Raw genomic sequence first — 20,267 nt, forward strand, 5'->3', positions numbered from 1 at the left:
AGTACGTCTGCTTCAACGAGCGCGTCCGTAAGTGCAAGTACGTCCGCTTCAACGAGCGCTTCAGTATCAGCAAGTACGTCCGCTTCAACGAGTGCATCCGTAAGTGCAAGTACGTCCGCTTCAACGAGTGCATCCGTAAGTGCAAGTACGTCAGCCTCAACAAGTGCATCCGTAAGTGCAAGCACGTCTGCATCTACTAGTGCGTCAACAAGTGCGTCAGTAAGTGCAAGCACCTCAGCCTCAACAAGTGCGTCAGCATCGACCAGTGCATCCGTAAGTGCAAGCACGTCTGCATCTACTAGTGCGTCGACGAGTGCGTCAGTAAGTGCAAGCACGTCAGCATCGACGAGTGCGTCAGTATCTGCAAGTGAATCTGCGTCCACAAGCGCGTCTGTATCCGCAAGTACCTCAGCATCTACAAGTGCATCTGTATCCGCAAGCACCTCAGCCTCAACCAGCGCGTCTGCGTCTGCAAGCACGTCTGCCTCAACGAGTGCGTCAGTAAGCGCAAGTACCTCGGCATCAACAAGTGCATCAGTAAGCGCAAGTACGTCCGCGTCCACAAGCGCGTCAATATCTGCAAGTACGTCCGCCTCAACCAGCGCCTCCGTAAGTGCAAGTACGTCTGCCTCAACGAGTGCATCAGTATCTGCAAGTACGTCAGCCTCAACCAGTGCATCCGTAAGTGCAAGCACGTCTGCGTCGACCAGCGCATCCGTAAGTGCAAGTGAATCCGCGTCTACTAGTGCGTCAGTGTCTGCAAGTACGTCGGCCTCAACCAGTGCATCCGTGAGTGCAAGTGAATCAGCCTCAACGAGTGCGTCAGTATCTGCAAGTACATCGGCCTCAACGAGTGTCTCAGTAAGCGCAAGTACGTCAGCGTCAACCAGCGCGTCCGTGAGTGCAAGTGAGTCAGCTTCAACTAGCTCATCTGCAAAAGCGAGTGAATCAGCTTCCACGAGTGCATCTGTATCTGCCAGCACGTCAGCGTCGACGAGCGCATCCGTAAGTGCAAGCACGTCCGCGTCGACGAGTGCATCAGTTTCAGCAAGCATGTCAGCGTCCACGAGCGCGTCAGTGAGCGAAAGTGAATCAGCATCAACAAGTGCATCAGTTTCTGCAAGTACGTCTGCTTCAACCAGTACGTCCGTATCAGCCAGCATGTCAGCGTCGACGAGCGCATCCGTAAGTGCAAGTGAGTCAGCTTCGACGAGCGCATCCGTAAGTGCAAGTGAATCAGCGTCGACGAGTGCGTCTGTATCTGCGAGCGAATCGGCTTCCACGAGCGCGTCTGTATCCGCAAGCGAATCGGCTTCGACGAGCGCATCCGTATCAGCCAGCACGTCAGCTTCGACGAGCGCATCCGTAAGTGCAAGTACATCCGCTTCGACGAGTGCGTCTGTATCCGCAAGTACGTCCGCTTCAACTAGCGCATCCGTATCTGCAAGTACGTCCGCGTCCACCAGCGCATCAGTGAGTGCAAGTGAGTCGGCTTCAACTAGCTCATCTGCGAAAGCGAGTGAATCAGCATCCACGAGCGCATCAGTAAGCGCAAGCACATCCGCTTCGACGAGTGCATCCGTATCTGCGAGCGAGTCCGCGTCCACCAGCGTGTCCGTAAGTGCCAGCGAATCAGCGTCAATGAGTACATCTGTATCTGCAAGTACGTCCGCTTCGACTAGTGCGTCAGTATCTGCAAGTGAATCAGCGTCAACGAGTGCATCAGTAAGTGCAAGTGATACAGCTTCAGCTAGCAGCTCTATATCCGCAAGTGAATCCGCATCAATCAGCGAATCGACTTCAGTTCAGGCTTCTGCCTTAGCGTTGGCAAGTAGATCTGCTTCAGTAAGTGCTTCAGAATCCGCAAGTACTTCGGCTAGTCTGTCTGGTTCAGAAAGTGCTTCGATTAGTGATTCTCAGTCAATCAGCGAGTCGACTTCACTGAGCACTAGCACATCAGTCTTGCATAGTCAGCTGGATCTGGTTCATGAGAAGGAATTCTACTCACTAAGCCTTTCTACAAGTGAGTCACTGTCAGCGGTAGTCAGCCTCAGCGAGCTTGCCCGTGTCAGTCAGTCTGTATCGGAAAGCCTGTCTAAGAGCCTGTCAGCTAGTCAGAGCACATCTGAAAGTCTGTCCGCTTCAGCAAGACAGTCTGAGTTGGATCTGATTTCCAGAGGTCGTCTGCCTCAGACAGGGGAGACGGAGAGCAAGGCTTCCATCCTGGCTTTAGGCTTAGGAGCATTGGGCTTGGCCTTCAAGAGACGTAAAAAGAAAAGCGACTCTGAGGAGTAGCAGTAAATAGAGCCGATCAGTTTATCTTTTAGTCCGTCGAAATTTCACTCAGTTAGTAAGTTGAGGAAGTGATGAATAGCGCAAGCCATTAAGGAAATCATGTCATGATTTCTGGTGCTTGCTTCCTAAAATCCTAGACTAGGAACTAGTAAAAAGAAACCGAGAGGCAATAGAAACAGGAAGTTTTGACAACTTCCTGTTTTTTTGACAATTTAGTAGAAAAAAGTGTTCTTTATTGTGCAGGAAAATCCTTGAGAATATAGATTTTTTGGACAATATTTTATATAATATCAAGTATAGAAATGATGTTTTAGAGTTTATGAAATGAAAGAGTAAGGGAAGAAATGAAAACGATTGTTTTGGTTGGGGATCAGGCCTATCAGGAGCAAGTTTCGACTACAATTAAGTCGATTTTATATTACAATAAAAATGTAAAAATCTATGTTTTCAATCAGGGATTGAGTGACGAATGGTTCCGTGATTTTAATGAGCTGGCCGAGCAGCTGGACAGTGAATTAGTCAATATCAGCTTGGACCAAGTGACTATCAGTCCAGAGTGGCTGACTCAGGACCATATCAGCTCAGCAGCCTATGCACGCTATTTCATTCCGCAGTTTGTAGCAGAGGAGCGCGTCCTTTATCTGGACAGCGATCTTGTGGTCAATAGAGATTTGCAGCCTTTATTTGATATTTTTCTAGAAGGCAAGCTTGTTGCAGCGGTTGGAGATGCCGGTGGTTACGGGTTTAACTCTGGAGTTCTGCTAATTGATAATCGAGCATGGAAAGAAAGGCAGCTGCAGGAGACCTTTATCAAGGAAACGGATCGCATCATGGGCTTGGTCCAGTCTGGTCAGATGGAGGATTTTAACGGCGATCAGACGGTTTTAAATCATGTGTTAGCTCAGGACTGGCTTGCCTTGGATAAGATTTACAATCTGCAGGTCGGCCATGATTTGGTGGCCTTTTACAGCGGCTGGAATAGCCATTTTGAGCTGGACCAGGAACCTCTGATTATCCACTATACCACCTTCCGCAAGCCTTGGAACTCGGAAATTAGTTATCGGTACCGTCAGCTTTGGTGGGACTTTCAGGCTTTGAGTCTGGAGGATGTTTTAGCCCATCATCGGGGAGAGTTTGAGATGCAGGACCGTTTGGAGAAGGCCGCTCTCAACTGTATGCTCCTGACAGATGTGCAAGAGCTAGAGCAGATTGAGTTTTTAGCCCAGTCCCTGCCTAGCGTTCATTTTTATATAGCCTGTTACACAGATATGGGAGATTATCTGCGTTCTTTGGATCGCTATGAAAATATCCATCTCTATCCGCAGGTTATCCATGCAGTGCTGGATGAGCTCATTGATAAGTGCCAGGTCTATTTGGATATTCACCATGGGAATGAGCACTATGAACTGAGTCGTCGTTTCAAGACGCTGGGCAAGCCAGTTCTGGCTTTTGACAATACTAAGAAAAATGAAAACGAAGAACTGGTCTATCCCCATGAGCACCCTCAGGAGATGGTGAGAAAGCTGTGCAGTCTGATGAAAAAAGAGAAGCCGCAAGCCTTTCGGGCTGTGGTGCTGGCGGCTAATGCTGCCTATAGTGAGCAGGTCTTAACCACCATTAAGTCCATCGTCTGCCACAATCGCTTTATCAAGTTTTATGTCATCAATAGTGACTTTCCGACAGAGTGGTTTGTCAGCATGCGGAAAAAGCTGGCCAAGCTGGACTGCCAGATTGTCAATGCTCGGGTATCTGCTTCGCTAGTGTCAAATTTTAAAACGGATATTAGTTATACAGTTTTCCTGCGCTATTTTGTAGCGGATTTTGTTGAGGAAGACAAGGCTTTGTATTTGGATTGCGATATCGTTGTCACGCGGGATTTAAGCTCCCTATTTGAAACAGAACTTGGAGATGCACCACTTGCTGCGGTCAAGGATCTGGGCGGGCAAGTGTATTTTCATCAGCATATCTTTAATGCTGGGTTCTTATTAATCAATAATTCCCTTTGGAAGCAGGAAAATATTCGCCAACGTTTGATTGAACTGACCAATGAATGGCATGACAAGGTACCGTCTGGTGACCAAAGCATTCTCAATATGCTTTTTGAAAATCGCTGGATGGAGCTGCCTTTTGCTTATAACTGCATTACGCTGCACACGACCTTTTCGGACTATGAGCCAGAAAAAGGTCTCTATCCGCCTGTGATTCACTATCTGACCGAGCGAAAGCCTTGGAAAGAGTATACCCAGTCCATCTATCGTGAGGTCTGGTGGTTCTATCAGGGACTGGATTGGTCGGATATGCAGGAGACAGTCGGAGCCCTGACTCAAAAGATGGTGGAAGGGGAAGAGGGCTCAAGTCTGTCCTGTTTGGTCTACACCTACTCTTGTGACCTGATGCATATCAACTATCTGATTCAAGCCCTGCCTGCCTGTCATTTCTACATCGCAGCTCCAGTAGTGGTGGCAGAGCCGATCACGCGTTTGCTCCAGTATCCTAATGTCAGCGTCAGTTCAGATATAGCGGGCATTCCGGCTCTCTTGGAGTCGCTGGAAGCCAAGTCTCAGCTGCTGCTGGATATCAATGCCGGTGATGAGGTAGGGGACATTATTGCTCGCTTTAAGTCTGCCGGCAAGCCAGTCTTTGCCTTTGACAGCACGGCCCATGGCCAGCAGGGGCAGGAAGTCTTTCCAGCTGATAATCCTGAAGCCATGGTGCAGGCTATTGAGAAACTAGCCTTGGCCGAGCCTGAGGAGCGGCAGATTTCTGTACTCTCTATTGACCAATCGCTGGATTATCTCTTGGAGAAAGGTGCTTCAGTGGTTCGTTTTGGAGATGGGGAGATGGATTTGATTGCGGGCCGTAGTATCGTCTATCAAGACTTTGATCCAGAGCTGTCATCACGCTTGAGAGAGATTATGTCTATGGAAAGCAATGAGCGTTTGATGATTTGTCTGCCCGATGTCTTTACAGGGCTAGAGCGCTATTCCATCGATGCCCAGAATTTCTGGAGTCTAAATCATTTGCCACATTTTCTTGAGAAATATAAAAATATTTGCCGAGCACCTTGGTATGGATCGACCTTTATTTCCCGTCCTTATATTGACTTGGAAGATAAGACGCCGTCTGCGGGCTATTTTGCAAAGCTTAAGCAGCTTTGGCAGGACAAGGATCTCTTGATCGTAGAGGGCTTGACTTCCCGCTCTGGTGTGGGCAATGACCTCTTTGACGGAGCTAGATCCATCAAGCGAATTATCTGTCCTTCGCGCAATGCCTACAGCAAGCTGGAGGCCATCAAGCAGGCTGTTCGAGAGCATGCGGACAATCGTCTGATTTTGACCATGCTGGGTCCAACGGCTAAGGTCTTGGTCTATGATCTAGTACAGGAAGGTTATCGGGCGCTAGATATTGGGCATATTGACTCAGAGTATGAATGGTTCCAGATGGGGGCTAGGCACAAGGTCAAGCTGTCGCACAAGCATACGGCTGAGCACAACTTTGATCAGGATATTGAGTTTAGAGATGACCAAGCTTATGACAGTCAGATTGTTGCCAATCTGGCTCAGGAATGAAGATTAGAAAAAGAATATGAAAGTTAATATTACCAATCTATACGGTATGTCTGGCCAGAGTACGGCCTTGATTGCCCAGAATGATGTAACCAAGCTAGCCAAGCAGCTGGGCTTCAATGAACTGAGTTTTTATTTTTACGATATTTACAGCGACAGCCAGTCGGAGCTCAGTCGGCGTCTGGACGGTATCATGGCTAGTGTGGGTTATGGCGATGTGGTTATCTATCAGTCTCCGACTTGGAATGGTCGAGAGTTTGACAAGGCTTTTATCAGCAAGCTCAAGATTTTGCATGCCAAGCTGATTACCTTTATCCATGATGTGCCGCCGCTGATGTTCCCGTCAAACTACTATCTGATGCCGGAGTATATCGATATGTATAATCAGTCGGATGTGGTCATCGTGCCTTCTGAGCAGATGCGAGACAAGCTTCTGGCAGAGGGGCTGACTGTGGGCAAGATTTTGGTCCAGCGCATGTGGGATCATCCCTATGATCTGCCCCTGCACCAGCCTCAGTTTGCGCCTAAGCTATATTTCGCAGGAAGTGTGGAGCGTTTTCCGCATCTGAGCAACTGGTCTTATGCAACGCCGCTGGAAATTTTTTCGCCTGAAGAAGAATCAAATCCAGAGGCCAATGTCAGCTATCGCGGCTGGGTCAGCCGGCCGGAGCTGCTCTTGGAGCTGTCCAAGGGAGGTATAGGTCTGGTCTGGGGTGTCGAGGAAAATCCAGCAGACGAGCCAGAATACTATGGTCTCAATATCTCTCATAAGTCTGCCACTTATCTAGCAGCTGGGATTCCGGTCATCGTCCCTTCTTACCTGTCCAATGCGGAGCTGATTCGCGAGCGCGGTCTGGGCTTTGTCGTAGACAGTCTGGAAGAAGCCAGTCGGATTGTAAAAGGCTTGACTGCCGAGGAGTATCAGGCTATGGTCGAGCGGGTTAGAAAGTTCTCTTTCTTGCTCAAGGAAGGTTATTTTAGCAAAAAAGTCTTAGTAGATGCGGTCATGGAAGTTTTATCATAAAGGCTTTCTAAGCATCGTCATGAGGAGTCAGTGTGAAGTCATTTTTTAAAACGATCATTATCAAGAAATTTCTGTGGACTTTATTTTTCTTATTTATCTATGTCTTGGGAACCAAGCTGACTCTGCCCTTCATCGATATGAGTAAGGCAGCTGCCATGGACGGGACCTCTGCGACCTTGAACTATGCGACAGCCCTGATGGGGGGGAATCTGCGGAGTATGTCGCTCTTTTCTGTCGGCCTGTCTCCTTGGATGTCCTCTATGCTGATCTGGCAGATGTTTGCTGTATCCAAGCGCCTAGGCTTGAGTAAGCTCCCTCTGGAAGTACAGGAAAGGCGGCGGATGCTGCTGACCTTGGTCATTGCCTTGATTCAGTCAGTGGCGCTAGTCCTAAACCTGCCACTGCAAGAAGCAGGTGGGGTGGATATGACTAAGATTATGGTCTTAGATACCTTGGTCTTGATGGCTGGGACTTACTTTCTCATCTGGCTGACGGATTTGAATGCTGCCATGGGGCTTGGTGGCTCCATCATGATTGTCATGGCCAGCATGATTGCCTACATTCCGCAGGATATTTGGAACTCTATTCAGGAGCTGAAGATTTCTTCACTTTGGTTGGCCTTGATGCTGGTTTTCAGTCTAGTCTTTCTCTATCTGGCTGTTACAGTTGAGCGGTCAAAGTACCGGATTCCGGTCAATAAAATTAATATCCATAACCGTTTCAAGAAATACTCTTATCTGGATATTCGCCTTAATCCTGCTGGTGGGATGCCGATTATGTATGCTATGACCTTGGTCAGCATTCCCCAGTACTTCCTTTTGATTATCCACTTTCTCCAGCCGGACAATCAGCTGATTGAGCAGTGGATAGAGGCGCTGTCTATGGGAAGTCCGGCTTGGTTTATCCTCTATCTGCTGACTATTTTCATCCTGGCACTGGCCTTCGCCTTTATCAATATCAGTGGCGACCAGATTGCTGAGCGGATGCAAAAGAGTGGAGAGTATATTGAAAATGTTTATCCGGGAGGGGCAACCCGCCGGTATATCAATGGTTTGGTGACCTATTTTGCACTAGTGGGGGCTTTCTATCTTATTGTGATTTCTGGCCTGCCTATGATGGTGGTCCTTCTGGACATTCGCTATCTGCGGCTCAGCATGATTCCGGGGATTTTTATGATTTTTATCGGGATGGTCTTTTCTATTAAGAACGAGGTGGAGGCCTTGACGCTTAATGACCGTTATCGTTCATTGTTGTAGGAGAAACTATGTATTACTTTATTCCTTCATGGAGTGGCAGTGGGGATCGGGTTTGGCACCGGGATATTATCCCTTGGTACCGCTCCATGCAGCGACTGGAGTTTGATGACTCAATTCATCAGATTCGGATTTTTCAAAGTGAAAATCTGCCAGTCCAGCTGCTTTTGCCAGCCTATATGCCACATGCCCGCTACCTCTTGCATCGGCAGGATATTTTTGAGACGGATTATTACTCGGTCTTTGACGAGATTCAGAGGATTGACTCTAAGGACATGCAGGTCCTGCAAATCAAGGATCTGGACTGGGAACCAGACTGCGAGTTTGTATATACTCCCTTTCTAATCATGGTCCGCAGGCAGGGACAGCTCTATGCCCATGTCGAGTTTGGAGTAGAAGGCTTTATCAGCTTCATCAAGTTTTTCAAGGATGACCAGCTGGAGAAGTTTTATATCTTTGATGATCGGGGCTTTGTCTCCAGTATCACCTACTATGAAGCAGGTCAGCCCCTTTATCAGGACTACCTGCAGCCAGATGGTGACTGGCGGATTCGTGAGCATCTGAAGCCTGACGACAGTCGGATAGAGGTCAATCCTGCTTACTTGCTGGACTTTGATAAGCTGGAGTATGAGCGGATGCCAGACTTAATCTTGGAGAAATTAGGCCACTATATCGAGTGCAATGCAGGAACGGACAGCCGTTTCGTCCTGGCAGCACATCCCTTATACACTCAAGCTATTTTGCGCTTGTTGCCCAAGAATGTTCAAATCATTCTCAGCTTTTTCCACGAGCGCAATCATACAGTTGATTGGCCAGCTTTAGAAGCAGATTTGCAGCAGGCGAATTTAGTCTTGACTGATCGTATGGACTTTAAGAAGGCTATTCAGCGCTACCTGCCTAGACAGGCTCAGAAGGTGCATTACCTGTCGCCTTTTGATACCCGTCTGCAGCTGGGCAAGAGCCAACGCCGCCGGGAATCCAAGATTTTTTATCAGGTTAATCTGGAAGAAGGGCTTAATGACTATGCCGTTTTCAAGGTTCTCCACTATGTGGCCAAGCATCCGGATACAGAGCTGACTATCGGTGTCTACAATGCTTGGCAGGAAGGAATCCAAAAGGTGGAGAACAAGGTGCAGGAGGTTATTGATGAATATCTGAATCGGTATGAATTTGTCAAGAACTACCGCCGCAGTGAGCAGGCTGAGAATGCCCTGCTGGAAAATCAGGAGCAGGATCTTCGTTTTACCATTAAGAATATCACGGACGAGCTTAGCTTGATTCAGGAGCTGGATGATACGCGGTTAATCATTGACCTGAGTGAGCAGCCCAATCTCTATACGCAGATTGCTGGGATTTCTGCCGGGATTCCGCAGATCAATCTGGTGGGCTCGGACTATGTGACCCATCTGCAAAATGGCTATATCTTGGATTCTATCTCTGATGTTCCGACTGCTGCAGATTATTACTTGGAAGGTTTGAAAAATTGGAATCAGGCCCTGATTTATTCCATTGAAAAAATCCATCATAATACTGGTCTGGAGCTGATTGGCCGTTGGGAGCAGTGGCTCAAGGAGGCTGAGAATGCAAAATAAGCTGAAAATCTTACAGATTGGCTCAAGCGACTGGAGCAAGGAGCTTACCATTCCAGACAATATGAACTGGTATTATTTCTTTCCTAACTCCAATCTAGCCATCAAAAAGGTCATGGAGATGGATAAGATTGGCAAGTTTGATGCGATTCTGGTGGACGATTTGCGTCGGATTCCAGATTTGTTTATGATTGAGTCCAAGATTATCCCTTATACAGTTTTCTATGATCAGGAACAGGAAACCCAGGAAGCGGATATTGAGTACTTCCTTAAGCGTCACTGTGCTCAGCCAACGGATATGAGCGATCGAGCTGACCTGCTCCGCAAGCTGTCTAAGGCTCTCTTTTCCGGCCAGTATGGCGATAAGATGACCCCACTTGATATGGTGGTCAGTCCCGGATTTCGGGGCAAGATTTGCTATAATGGCTATGAAAATCTAGAGCTGGAAGGTGACTTTGGTCAGGACTTTCAGCCTGTCCTCTCTTGGAAATACAATGTCGTGGCCAATGCCTTCAATCCAGTTGAGCTCTGGCTTGAGTATGAAAAGGAAGGAAACTGTGAGCTGCGGCTGCGGCTCTATAATATCCAAGAAGGTTCGACTGCAGATATTGCTCGCGAGACTATTTTCGCAGAAGAGGACATGCGGGAATCCATGGTTCTGGACAATGATTTTACTTCCTATCTGGGCGTCAGTCTGGAGGCTAGAGGTGAGGGACGGATTCAGGTCGGTGCTCTGCATCAGCGCCTGACCCGCTATGAGTTTGGCAAGTACGTCCTGGGTGGAAAGATTCTCCGCGATAGCCATCGACAAGAGATTAATTACTTCTTTTATCCAGGAGATTTGAAGCCGCCTTTGGCTGTTTATTTCTCTGGTTACCGTCGGGCGGAAGGCTTTGAGGGCTTTGGGATGATGCGCAGTTTGGGCTGTCCTTTTCTCTTGTTTTCAGATCCGCGCGTGGATGGCGGTATGTTTTATCTGGGCAGCCAGGAGCTGGAGAGCAGTATTCATAAGATTATCCAAGAGCATTTGGACTTTCTGGGCTTTACTGAGCGGGATTTGATTCTATCAGGCATGTCAATGGGGACCTATGGTGCGGTTTATTACGGTTCGGAGTTTCGTCCGCGGGCTATCGTTTTGTCCAAGCCCTTGGGAAATCTAGGCACTATTGCCCAACGTGGTCGTTTACGCTTGCCCGAGGTCTTTCCGACGGCTCTAGATGTCCTTCACCGTCACACGGGTGGCAAAGATCAGGAGCATGTAGAGGAGCTGAATCAACGCTACTGGCGTAAGTTTGAGAAGGCTGATTTCAGCCGGACGACCTTTGGTATCGCCTATATGAAAGAAGAGGACTATGATCCGACGGCCTATGAGGACCTGGTGGCAGCTCTTCATCTGACTGAGGCCAAGCTGATTAGCAGAGGTGTCCCTGGCCGCCATAATGATGACTTAGCTGTGTCTGTGTCTTGGTTCATGAATTACTATCGAATGATATTGGAAAAGGAATTTGGGAGAAAGAAATGAAGATTCAAAAAAGAAACGGCATATACTGGGGAGAGCTGAGAGGAGTTTCGGCAGCTGGTAAAATGACTGACTTTACCTATCTCTATGGAACTACCATTATCATTCATTCCCCTTCACATATATTTTTTGAAAATAAACTGATGGCCTCCGGCCAGACCATCCATGAATGGTCTTCCAAATGGAACTATCAGCGAGACCGGCAGGTGCCTGCTCTCCCCTTGCTCAAAAAGGGAGCTCGCTATTGCCTGTCTAGAGATATGACCACCTATCCTGAAGCCAGCGTCTTTCTGAACATCATCTTCTTTGACCGCTATGATAAAGAAATCAGCAATCAAGTGGAGCGCTCGGAGAGTATGATCTTTACCTACCCAAACGAAGCCTATAGCTATAAAGTTCAGCTGCTGAGTGCAGGAGTTGAGTCCTTAGAGTTTCATTGCCTAAACATTGACCAAATCATAGAGGAGTCTGATGATTAAAAATCATTTTCAAATTCAGCGCTTAAAGAAAATCTTAGCCAAAGTCAAAAGCTTTGAGTCAGAAATGGCAGGCTTGTCAGACGCTGAACTGCGGAAGAAAACACAGGAATTTAAGGAAAGACTGACCGCAGGTGAGACTTTAGATGACTTGCTGCCGGAGGCTTATGCTGTGGTGCGGGAAGCGGACAAGCGGGTGCTGGGCATGTTCCCCTACGATGTGCAGGTCATGGGAGCCATTGTTCTCCATGAAGGCAATGTCGCTGAGATGGCTACAGGCGAGGGTAAGACTCTGACGGCTACCATGCCACTCTATCTCAATGCCCTGTCTGGTCAAGGAGCTATGCTGGTGACCACCAATACCTATCTGGCTCTTCGGGATGCTCAGGAAATGGGGCAGGTCTATCGTTTTCTGGGGTTGACTATTGAGGCAGCGGTGGTAGCTGATGAGACTGAAAATTTGACGCCCAAGCAGAAGCGGCTGATTTACCAGGCGGATATTGTCTATACGACCAATAGTGCCTTGGGCTTTGACTATCTGATTGAAAATCTAGCAGAGAATAAGGATAGCCAATACCTTAGTCCTTTCAACTATGTCATCATAGACGAGATTGACTCCATTCTCTTGGATAGCGCTCAGGTACCTTTGGTTATCTCTGGTGCTCCTCGAGTTCAGTCAAACTTCTATGGTATCATGGATACCTTCATTACGACTTTGAAAGAAGACGAGGATTATCACTACGATGACGAGAAAAATGAAGTCTGGCTGACCTCGAAAGGTATTTTAGCAGCGGAGTCTTTTCTTGATTTGGAGCATCTTTTTTCCAAGGAAAATCAAGAGTTGGTCCGCCATCTCAATCTAGCCTTGCGGGCTCATAAACTCTATAAGAAGGACAAGGATTATGTTGTCCGCCAGGGTGACAAAGAGGCAGAAGTTGTGCTTCTGGATCGTTCAACCGGCCGTCTACTGGAAATGACCCGGCTTCAGGGAGGCCAGCACCAGGCCATTGAGGCCAAGGAGCATGTCAAGCTGACGGAGGAAACGCGTGCCATGGCATCCATCACTTATCAGAATCTCTTCCGGCTCTTCCGGAAAATCTCTGGTATGACCGGGACCGGCAAGGTGGTGGAGAGCGAGTTTATGGAAACTTACTCCATGTCTGTCATCAAGATTCCGACCAACCAGCCAGTTATTCGACAGGATTTGCCAGACCAGCTTTACCAAACCCTGCCAGAAAAAGTCTTTGCTTCTCTGGACGAGGTCAAGCACTACCATGCTCAAGGCAATCCACTCTTGATTTTCACCGGCTCAGTGGAGATGTCAGAGATTTACTCTTCCCTACTGCTGAGAGAAGGCATCGCCCACAATCTGCTCAATGCCAACAATGCGGCGCGTGAGGCGCAGATCATCGCAGAGTCTGGGCAGAAAGGTGCTGTGACAGTGGCTACATCCATGGCTGGCCGCGGTACGGATATAAAGCTGGGACCAGGTGTCGCAAATTTGGGTGGTCTCGTGGTGATTGGTACCGAGCGGATGGAGAATCAGCGGATTGACCTACAGATTCGTGGCCGTTCGGGTCGCCAAGGCGATCCGGGGATTAGTAAGTTTTTCATCTCGCTAGAGGATGACCTGCTCAGGAAGTGGGGACCAGACTGGCTCAAGAAGTTCTACAAGGACTACTCTACTGAAGAAGTTCAGCAGCATCCAGTCCAGTTGGGACAGCGCCGCTTTAGACGCTTAGTGGCTAAGGCTCAGAGGGCTAGCGAAAGCAGTGCCAAGATGTCCCGTCGAATGACGCTGGAATATGCCCAGTGTATGAAGATTCAGCGGGAGATTACCTATGCTGAGCGCAATCGCCTGATTCAAGCTGAGGAGCGGATTGACGAAGAAATCAGCCGTGTCCTCAGTCAGGTCATTTATCAGGCGGCCTATGAGCAGTCCTATGAGACGCGGGCCGACCTCTATCGCTTTATCTTAGACCATTTCAGCTATCATGCTGAGCGTATTCCTTATGATTTCGATATTTATTCGCCGGAGAAAATTGCAGAGCTCTTGCAGGATATTGCCGAGCAGGAATTGCAGGCAAAGAAAGCCTATCTCAAGTCTGACAAGCTCTTTACCCATTTTCAGCGGGTGTCCGTTCTCAAGGCTATTGATGAGAACTGGGTCGAGCAGGTGGACTATCTGCAGCAGCTCAAGACAGCCTTGAGCGGTCAGCATTTCTCTATGAAAAATCCTCTGGTAGAATACTACCAAGAGGCTTACGATGGCTTTGAATATATGAAGGAGCGCATGAAACAGCAGATTGTCAAGAATCTTTTGATGAGTGAATTGGCACTCAACCCTAAAGGAGAAGTCATCATGTACTTCCCGTAAGACGAGGAGAATATGACAGTATATAACATCAACTTAGGCATCGGCTGGGCCAGCAGCGGTGTAGAATATGCCCAAGCTTATCGGGCCCAGCTTCTGCGAAAGATCCAGCAGCCGGCTAAGTTTATCTTTATGGATATGATTTTAGCGGATAATATCCAGCATCTGACGGAAAATATCGGTTTTCTGGATGAGGAAGTTATCTGGTTTTATAACTATTTTACTGATATCAAGATTGCACCGACGACGGTTACGCTGGATCAGGTGCTGGCTCAAGTCGCAGGTCAGCCAGAGCGCTCGGAAAGAGAAGGTAAGATTGTCCGTTATTTCTATCCGCAGGATGATCAGTTTATCACTTGCTACCTGCGGCAGGAAGACCAAGACTTTGTGGAGCATGTGGAGTATGTCTCGCGGGGGAGATTGATTCGCAAGGATTATTTCTCCTATGTCCGCTATGCCAGCGAGTACTTTGCACCCCATAATGACGCTGCAACCCTCTACCAGCGCCGTTTTTACCATGAAGACGGCAGTGTGGCTTATGACATGCTGATAGAGGATGGTCAGGAAGAGCTCTATCGCTTTCCAGATCGGATTTTCTATTCCAAGGCTGAGCTGGTTCGTTATTTTCTTCAGTGTTTGCAGCTACAGGCAGATGATGTAGTTATCTTGGATAGGGAGACAGGGATTGGTCAGGTTGTCTTTGAGGAGAGTCAGAAAGCTAAGCTAGGAGTAGTGGTCCATGCCGAGCATTTCAGTGAAAATGCCAGCAGTGATGACTACATTCTCTGGAATAATTTCTATGACTACCAGTTTACCAATGCTGACAAGGTGGACTTTTTCATCGTGGCAACTGAGGCTCAGAAAACGATTCTAGAGAAGCAGTTCCAGCATTACTCGGACAAGCAGCCCAAGATTGTCACCATACCGGTGGGGAGTCTCGACCAGCTGACTTATCCCAAAGAGCCTCGCAAGCCTTTCTCTATGATTACGGCTTCGCGTCTCGCTACGGAAAAGCATATCGATTGGCTAGTGGCAGCGACTGTTCAAGCCCATGCCCAGCTTCCTGAGCTCACTCTTGATATTTACGGTAAGGGGGGCGAAGAGGAGAAGCTCCGCCGCAAGATTGAAGAAGCAGGTGCGCAGGACTACATTCGGCTCAAAGGCCATGCGGATCTGAGTCAGATTTATGCAGGCTATGAGCTTTATCTGACTGCTTCGACCAGTGAAGGCTTTGGCCTGACCCTTATGGAAGCAGTCGGATCAGGTCTGCCTCTCATCGGCTTTGATGTCCGCTATGGCAATCAGACTTTTATCGATGATGGTAAAAATGGCTATCTGCTGCCGGTCAGTTCCAATCAGGTCGAGGACCAAATTATTGCTGCTTTTGTGGAGAAAATAGTAGCTCTCTTTAGCCAAGGACGCCAGCAGGAGATGAGCCAACACTCTTATCAAGTGGCCGAGAATTATTTGACCAGCCGGGTTGAAGCGGCTTGGTCCCAGCTTTTAAAGGAGGTCAGAGATGATTCAGCTCTTTGATTATTACAATCAGGAAACCCAGGATCTGCATGATTCCCTCCTTGCAGCTGGCTATGACTGTCCGACCATTGTCAGTGAGGCTAATGGCTTTCTGCCGGACGACATGATCTCCCCCTATACTTACTTTCTGGGGGATGAAGAGGGAGTAGACCACCCGCTCTTTTTCAATCAAGTGCCAGTGCCGCCTTTCTGGGAAATCACAGGCGACCATCAGTCGGCGCGTGTCAGTGACATGGGAGAAGAAAGGGCACGGATTCACTATGCCAGTCAGGCCAAGGGCCGGCTGGTCAAGCAGGTGGATTGGCTGGATAAAAAAGGCCAGTTGCGACTGAGTGAGCGCTATAATAAGCAAGGCCGCTGCTTTGCCAAAACAGCTTATAAATCAGGCCAGGAGGTTTTCAACACGACCTACTACAGCACAGACGGACAGGAGCGCATCGTGGAAAATCATGCAACCGGTGATATCATCCTGACTCTGGACCAAGAGCCCTTGCGGATTTTTAAAAACCGAGTGGATTTTATCCGTTTCTTCTTAGAGCGGCTAGACTTTGACTTGGATCACATTCTCTTTAATTCGCTGGCTTATTCTTTCCTAGTTTCCCACAGCTTGACAGGCCGAGCTGGGCAGGACATTCTCTTCTGGCAGGAGCCTCTGTATGACGAGCTTCCGGGCAATATGCAGCTGATTCTGGAAAATAGTCAGCTGCGGGCGCAGACCATTGTCATTCCCGACTTGGCGACCTATGAAAAGGCCAAGAGTCTGGCAGCGACTGACCAGCAGCAGAAGTTCCTGCATCTGGGCTATCATTATGACTTCAAGCGGGACAACTTCCTACGAAAAGATGCTTTAATCCTGACCCACTCAGATCAGATTGAAGGCTTAGAGACCTTGGTTCAGGCCTTGCCGCAGATAGTTTTTCGCATTGCAGCTCTCACGGAAATGTCGCCCAAGCTCTTGTCTATGCTGTCCTACAAGAATGTCGTTCTTTATCAAAATGCCAGTCTCAAGCAAATTGAGCAGCTCTACTTGGAATCAGACATCTATCTGGATATCAATCACGGCGGACAGGTTCTGCAGGCAGTGCGCAAGGCTTTTGAGAACAATCTCTTGATCCTAGGCTTTGAGCAGACCCTGCATGACAGACACTACATTGCCCAGCAGCATATTTTCGACAGCAGCCAGTCAGATCAGTTGGCAGCCGCTCTGGAAGAAGCCTTATCTGGTGTCGAGCAGATGCGGTCAGCCTTGCAAGCACAAGGCCGACATGCCAACGATGTACCCGTCAGTCTTTATCAGGAGATTCTCCAAAGCGTATTAGGAGGTCAGCATGGCTAAAAAAGATTTATTTCATAAGGATATTGAGGGGCGGTTAGATGAGCTCAAGCATGGCAAGCCCAAGAAAGAAAAGGCCAGCTTGGGTGAAAATCTCAACAAGGCCTTTGTCATCGCCTTGGGATTGATGATCTTGATTGGCTTGATTTTTACATTGATTGGAGCCTTGAGGAAATAAAATGCAAACAATATTGATTACACTTACCATTGTAGTAGCCCTTGTCTTGATTTTGCTGGTTAGTCTTCTTCCCAGAGTGAGCCAGCAATTTTACAGGGACATCAATACATCGATCGGCAAGTCAGGCTACTGGGAAACTCACTTCGCAAAGAAAATCCTAGTTCTTTTGGCAAGCCTTGCCCTGATTGTGCTTATGATTTTCTTTATGATTCAATCCCTTTAGTATCTGTCTAGGTAGCGAAGCTGTCCTGACGGCTGCCTAAATAAGAAAGACCCTCTATTGCAGACAATGGAGGGAATTTTTATAAGCAAATTTTGGATGTAAAGGTTTTAATTTCTGAAAGCACCTTGATATTTTCCTGAAAAGGAGTAAACTGGATATACAAGTGATGGAGGTTTGGTATGAAATTATATGTTCAGTTGATGATTATTTTTATGATTTCCCTCGTTGGAGAAGGGATTTCAAGTGTTTTCCATCTGCCTGTTCCAGGTAGTATCATTGGTTTAGTCTTGCTGTTTTTGGCTCTGCAGTTCAAGCTCCTGCGTCTGCGTCATATCAGCATGGTTGGCAATTTTCTCTTGGCAAATATGACCATCCTTTTTTTGCCTCCAGCAGTTGGTATCATGGATAAGTTTCAGATCATTGCACCTTATCTGCTGCCGATTATTTTGATTGTTTTAGGAGCGATTGTGCTCAATGTCTGTGTGATCGCAGTTGTGGTGCAGCTGATTAAGACTCGTTTTGAAGGAGATTATGAGGAAGGAGACGCCAGCAATGTCTGATTTATGGAGCAACCCTCTCTTTGGCCTTGCATTGTCTATCTTGGCCTATCTATTTGGTCTATTGATTTTTCGGAGATTTCCTCATCCCTTGACAACTCCTTTGCTGATTGCAGCAGTTTTGGTTATTGCTTTTTTAAAATTAACCGGTATTTCCTACAAGGATTACTACGTCGGTGGCTCCTATTTAAACAATCTAATTGTGCCATCTACGGTTGCTTTGGGGATTCCGCTTTACAAGACTTTTCATTTGATGAAGCACCATGCGCGCAGTATTTTGATTGGGACCTTTGCGGCGGTTGTAGTCAATACTAGCTTTACTGCTCTGTTGGCTAAGTTTTTCGGCATGGATTTCTTTCTGGCTGTTTCTCTTTTTCCGAAGTCTGTCACAACGGCCATGGCTGTCGGTATCACAGACAAGCTGCAAGGGCTTGCTACAGTGACATTAGTGGTGGTGGTTGCGACGGGCATTCTGACCAGTGTCTTAGGACCAACGCTTCTTAAGCTCTTAAAAATCACAGATCCAGTAGCTATCGGTCTAGCTTTAGGGGGAACCGGCCATGCGGTAGGAACGGGGACCGCCTTTAAATACGGTCAGGTCGCAGGAGCTATGGCAGGACTTGCGATTGGCGTGACCGGCCTCATGTACGTTCTGGTCAGCCCCATCGTAGCAGCGATTATTCTGAAGTAAAAATAAACAAGGTTGAAACGTTTTGTTTCAACCTTGTTTTGCTTATTGAAGATTTAGTTTGTTTTTTACAATGGTATGGATTGTAAAATAGAAACCGAAAATTTTGACCAGTTCAAAGACGATTCGGATAATAAGAAAGACGTCTAGCATCTGTTCAAAGTCCGTAGCGGAGTTACTATAATCGTATGGAGCAAATAGGCCATACGGATTGAAGAAACTAGGTAAGAAGATTGACAAGACCGCTAAAACACTCCAAATCAAAAATCCGAAAAGCACAGCCATCATAATCCGATTCTTCTTAAATAGCTGACCGACTGAGATTGCTAGATAAAAGAAGAGGATACCAGAAAGGATTTGGAGGAGATTAAGGAAGCCGTATTTGACAATCCAAAGCCATAAATCTGGGATTTCACCAATATATTTAAAAATCTCATTAAATGAATAGCCTGTAATAGGGAGGGCAATGCCAAAAATGACAAGGCCGCTAATAAACATGGTCAGCATACACAAGAGGGTCCAAACAAATGCGGAAAGAAGCTTAGACAGAAGAATCTGATGCGGCGTAACCGGCAAGGTCCAAGTCAGGTAGCCTTCTCGCCCAAAAACATTTTTATAAAATCGACGGATGATAATGATGGTATTGGATAGAAAGACAGCGCAGGATGCAGAAAAAAGCAAGAGGAAGAGTAGGTATAAAGTGACAATAACACCACTAGTAGCCATTGGGTAGTCACTATAGCGTTCCATGACCTCAGGTCTCAAGCTGCTGCCAGTTATAAATCCCATCAAGATAGAGAGAGACAGAAGAATGGCAAATGTAATACAGTACCATTTGTAATTAGACTTAAAGTCGTATTTAAATAATTTTCCGAACATAGAGTGAGGCCCTCCTAATAAAAACGAAACTGGCTGCGGAAGAGATTATCAATAGATTGATTGTATTGTTGACGCAGCTGATTAGCATTTTCATGCAAAAGAATCTGACCTTGGTTAATCAGGATGACTTCATCCAAGATTGGCTCGATATCTGTAATCAAGTGGGTTGAAATGATGACAGAAGATTGTGGTGTACGGTTCTGGATGATGGTTTGCAAGATATAGTCGCGAGCAGCCGGATCGACACCACCGATAGGCTCGTCTAGGATATAGAGTTCTGCATGGCGGCTCATGACCAAAATGAGCTGCATTTTTTCTTTGTTCCCTTTTGACAGGCTGCCGATGCGGACTTGGGGATCGATATGAAGATCCTTTAGAAGCTGCATGGCTTTGGCGCTGTCAAAATTATCATAAAAATCTTGGAAATATTTTACAGCTTCGATTACTTTAGAGCTGTCGCTTAGATAAGTCGTATCTGGCAGATAGGAAACGATTCTTTTTGTATCAGGAGAAGGTTTAACGCCTTTGAGATAAATATGGCCAGAGGTGGGCTGCAAGAGGCCATTGATAAGCTTGATAATAGTTGTCTTGCCGCTGCCATTAGGACCTAGAAGTCCGATAATTCTGCCAGGCTGGATGTTTAAGCTCACATCATAGAGGGCGGGTGCGTCGCCATAATTTTTATGGACATGGTCAAGATAGACCAGAGGATACTGATTCATACATGTCTCCTTTATTTTCTTCAATTTACAATTATTATACCTTTTCCTTAGGAAA

At 47.2% G+C, this 20,267-nt stretch carries 16 protein-coding genes; 14 read left to right on the forward strand and 2 right to left on the reverse strand.

The window, feature by feature from the left end:
* The 14 genes from O3621_RS09300 to O3621_RS09365 form a co-directional block, all read left to right on the forward strand.
* The coding region (locus O3621_RS09300) for an LPXTG cell wall anchor domain-containing protein (protein ID WP_371514105.1) at nt 1-2,295 on the forward strand (2,295 nt) is incomplete at its 5' end.
* Between the two features lie 344 nt (nt 2,296-2,639).
* Complete coding sequence (locus tag O3621_RS09305; protein WP_371514080.1) at nt 2,640-5,864, forward strand: SP_1767 family glycosyltransferase; 3,225 nt, start codon at nt 2,640-2,642, stop codon at nt 5,862-5,864.
* A gap of 16 nt (nt 5,865-5,880) precedes the next feature.
* Entirely contained in the window at nt 5,881-6,885 is a 1,005-nt protein-coding gene (locus O3621_RS09310; protein WP_371514081.1) for a sugar transferase, read from the forward strand.
* Nucleotides 6,886-6,917: 32 nt separating this feature from the next.
* Nucleotides 6,918-8,141: an accessory Sec system protein translocase subunit SecY2 gene (gene secY2, locus O3621_RS09315; protein ID WP_371514082.1), complete on the forward strand. Its 1,224-nt coding sequence runs from the start codon at nt 6,918-6,920 to the stop codon at nt 8,139-8,141.
* Nucleotides 8,142-8,149: 8 nt separating this feature from the next.
* A complete protein-coding gene (gene asp1, locus O3621_RS09320) occupies nt 8,150-9,730 on the forward strand; it encodes an accessory Sec system protein Asp1 (protein WP_371514083.1) in 1,581 nt (526 codons plus the stop codon).
* The gene (asp2, locus tag O3621_RS09325; RefSeq protein ID WP_371514084.1) at nt 9,720-11,249 is read left to right on the forward strand and encodes an accessory Sec system protein Asp2; all 1,530 of its coding nucleotides are present in this window, start codon (nt 9,720-9,722) and stop codon (nt 11,247-11,249) included. The genes asp1 and asp2 overlap by 11 nt, the downstream gene beginning before the upstream one ends.
* Nucleotides 11,246-11,725 carry an accessory Sec system protein Asp3 gene (gene asp3, locus O3621_RS09330; protein WP_314449680.1) on the forward strand — a complete coding sequence of 160 codons (480 nt, stop codon included), beginning with the start codon at nt 11,246-11,248 and terminating at the stop codon, nt 11,723-11,725. The genes asp2 and asp3 overlap by 4 nt, the downstream gene beginning before the upstream one ends.
* Complete coding sequence (gene secA2 / locus O3621_RS09335) at nt 11,718-14,099, forward strand: accessory Sec system translocase SecA2 (protein ID WP_314449681.1); 2,382 nt, start codon at nt 11,718-11,720, stop codon at nt 14,097-14,099. Before asp3 ends, secA2 begins: the two co-directional genes overlap by 8 nt.
* 12 nt (nt 14,100-14,111) lie before the next feature.
* Complete coding sequence (gene gtfA / locus O3621_RS09340; RefSeq protein ID WP_371514085.1) at nt 14,112-15,632, forward strand: accessory Sec system glycosyltransferase GtfA; 1,521 nt, start codon at nt 14,112-14,114, stop codon at nt 15,630-15,632.
* Nucleotides 15,616-16,968: an accessory Sec system glycosylation chaperone GtfB gene (gene gtfB / locus O3621_RS09345; protein WP_371514086.1), complete on the forward strand. Its 1,353-nt coding sequence runs from the start codon at nt 15,616-15,618 to the stop codon at nt 16,966-16,968. The genes gtfA and gtfB overlap by 17 nt, the downstream gene beginning before the upstream one ends.
* Entirely contained in the window at nt 16,961-17,143 is a 183-nt protein-coding gene (gene asp4 / locus O3621_RS09350) for an accessory secretory system protein Asp4 (RefSeq protein ID WP_002897858.1), read from the forward strand. The genes gtfB and asp4 overlap by 8 nt, the downstream gene beginning before the upstream one ends.
* Before the next feature lies 1 nt (nt 17,144).
* Nucleotides 17,145-17,366, forward strand: a complete 222-nt coding sequence (locus tag O3621_RS09355; protein ID WP_371514087.1) for an accessory secretory protein Asp5 — start codon at nt 17,145-17,147, stop codon at nt 17,364-17,366.
* Nucleotides 17,367-17,545: 179 nt separating this feature from the next.
* Nucleotides 17,546-17,926, forward strand: a complete 381-nt coding sequence (locus O3621_RS09360; protein ID WP_371514088.1) for a CidA/LrgA family protein — start codon at nt 17,546-17,548, stop codon at nt 17,924-17,926.
* Nucleotides 17,919-18,614 (forward strand): LrgB family protein, encoded by a 696-nt coding sequence (locus O3621_RS09365; protein WP_002897855.1) that lies wholly within the window; start codon nt 17,919-17,921, stop codon nt 18,612-18,614. Before O3621_RS09360 ends, O3621_RS09365 begins: the two co-directional genes overlap by 8 nt.
* A 42-nt stretch (nt 18,615-18,656) precedes the next feature.
* Here O3621_RS09365 and O3621_RS09370 read toward each other — a convergent pair whose 3' ends face one another.
* Entirely contained in the window at nt 18,657-19,490 is an 834-nt protein-coding gene (locus O3621_RS09370; RefSeq protein ID WP_314449686.1) for a lantibiotic ABC transporter permease, read from the reverse strand.
* 14 nt (nt 19,491-19,504) lie between these two features.
* Nucleotides 19,505-20,212, reverse strand: a complete 708-nt coding sequence (locus O3621_RS09375; protein WP_314449687.1) for an ABC transporter ATP-binding protein — start codon at nt 20,210-20,212, stop codon at nt 19,505-19,507.
* Nucleotides 20,213-20,267 lie beyond the last annotated feature (55 nt).

It is taken from the genome of Streptococcus sp. 20925_1_22 (genome assembly GCF_041431685.1).
GTDB lineage: Bacteria > Bacillota > Bacilli > Lactobacillales > Streptococcaceae > Streptococcus.

Coding starts and splice junctions, on each gene's coding strand:
- O3621_RS09305 (WP_371514080.1), top strand. CDS start 2,640: ATGAAAACGATTGTTTTGGTTGGGGATCAGGCCTATCAGGAGCAAGTT.
- O3621_RS09310 (WP_371514081.1), top strand. CDS start 5,881: ATGAAAGTTAATATTACCAATCTATACGGTATGTCTGGCCAGAGTACG.
- asp1 (WP_371514083.1), top strand. CDS start 8,150: ATGTATTACTTTATTCCTTCATGGAGTGGCAGTGGGGATCGGGTTTGG.
- asp2 (WP_371514084.1), top strand. CDS start 9,720: ATGCAAAATAAGCTGAAAATCTTACAGATTGGCTCAAGCGACTGGAGC.
- asp3 (WP_314449680.1), top strand. CDS start 11,246: ATGAAGATTCAAAAAAGAAACGGCATATACTGGGGAGAGCTGAGAGGA.
- secA2 (WP_314449681.1), top strand. CDS start 11,718: ATGATTAAAAATCATTTTCAAATTCAGCGCTTAAAGAAAATCTTAGCC.
- gtfA (WP_371514085.1), top strand. CDS start 14,112: ATGACAGTATATAACATCAACTTAGGCATCGGCTGGGCCAGCAGCGGT.
- gtfB (WP_371514086.1), top strand. CDS start 15,616: ATGATTCAGCTCTTTGATTATTACAATCAGGAAACCCAGGATCTGCAT.
- asp4 (WP_002897858.1), top strand. CDS start 16,961: ATGGCTAAAAAAGATTTATTTCATAAGGATATTGAGGGGCGGTTAGAT.
- O3621_RS09355 (WP_371514087.1), top strand. CDS start 17,145: ATGCAAACAATATTGATTACACTTACCATTGTAGTAGCCCTTGTCTTG.
- O3621_RS09360 (WP_371514088.1), top strand. CDS start 17,546: ATGAAATTATATGTTCAGTTGATGATTATTTTTATGATTTCCCTCGTT.
- O3621_RS09365 (WP_002897855.1), top strand. CDS start 17,919: ATGTCTGATTTATGGAGCAACCCTCTCTTTGGCCTTGCATTGTCTATC.
- O3621_RS09370 (WP_314449686.1), bottom strand. CDS start 19,490: ATGTTCGGAAAATTATTTAAATACGACTTTAAGTCTAATTACAAATGG.
- O3621_RS09375 (WP_314449687.1), bottom strand. CDS start 20,212: ATGAATCAGTATCCTCTGGTCTATCTTGACCATGTCCATAAAAATTAT.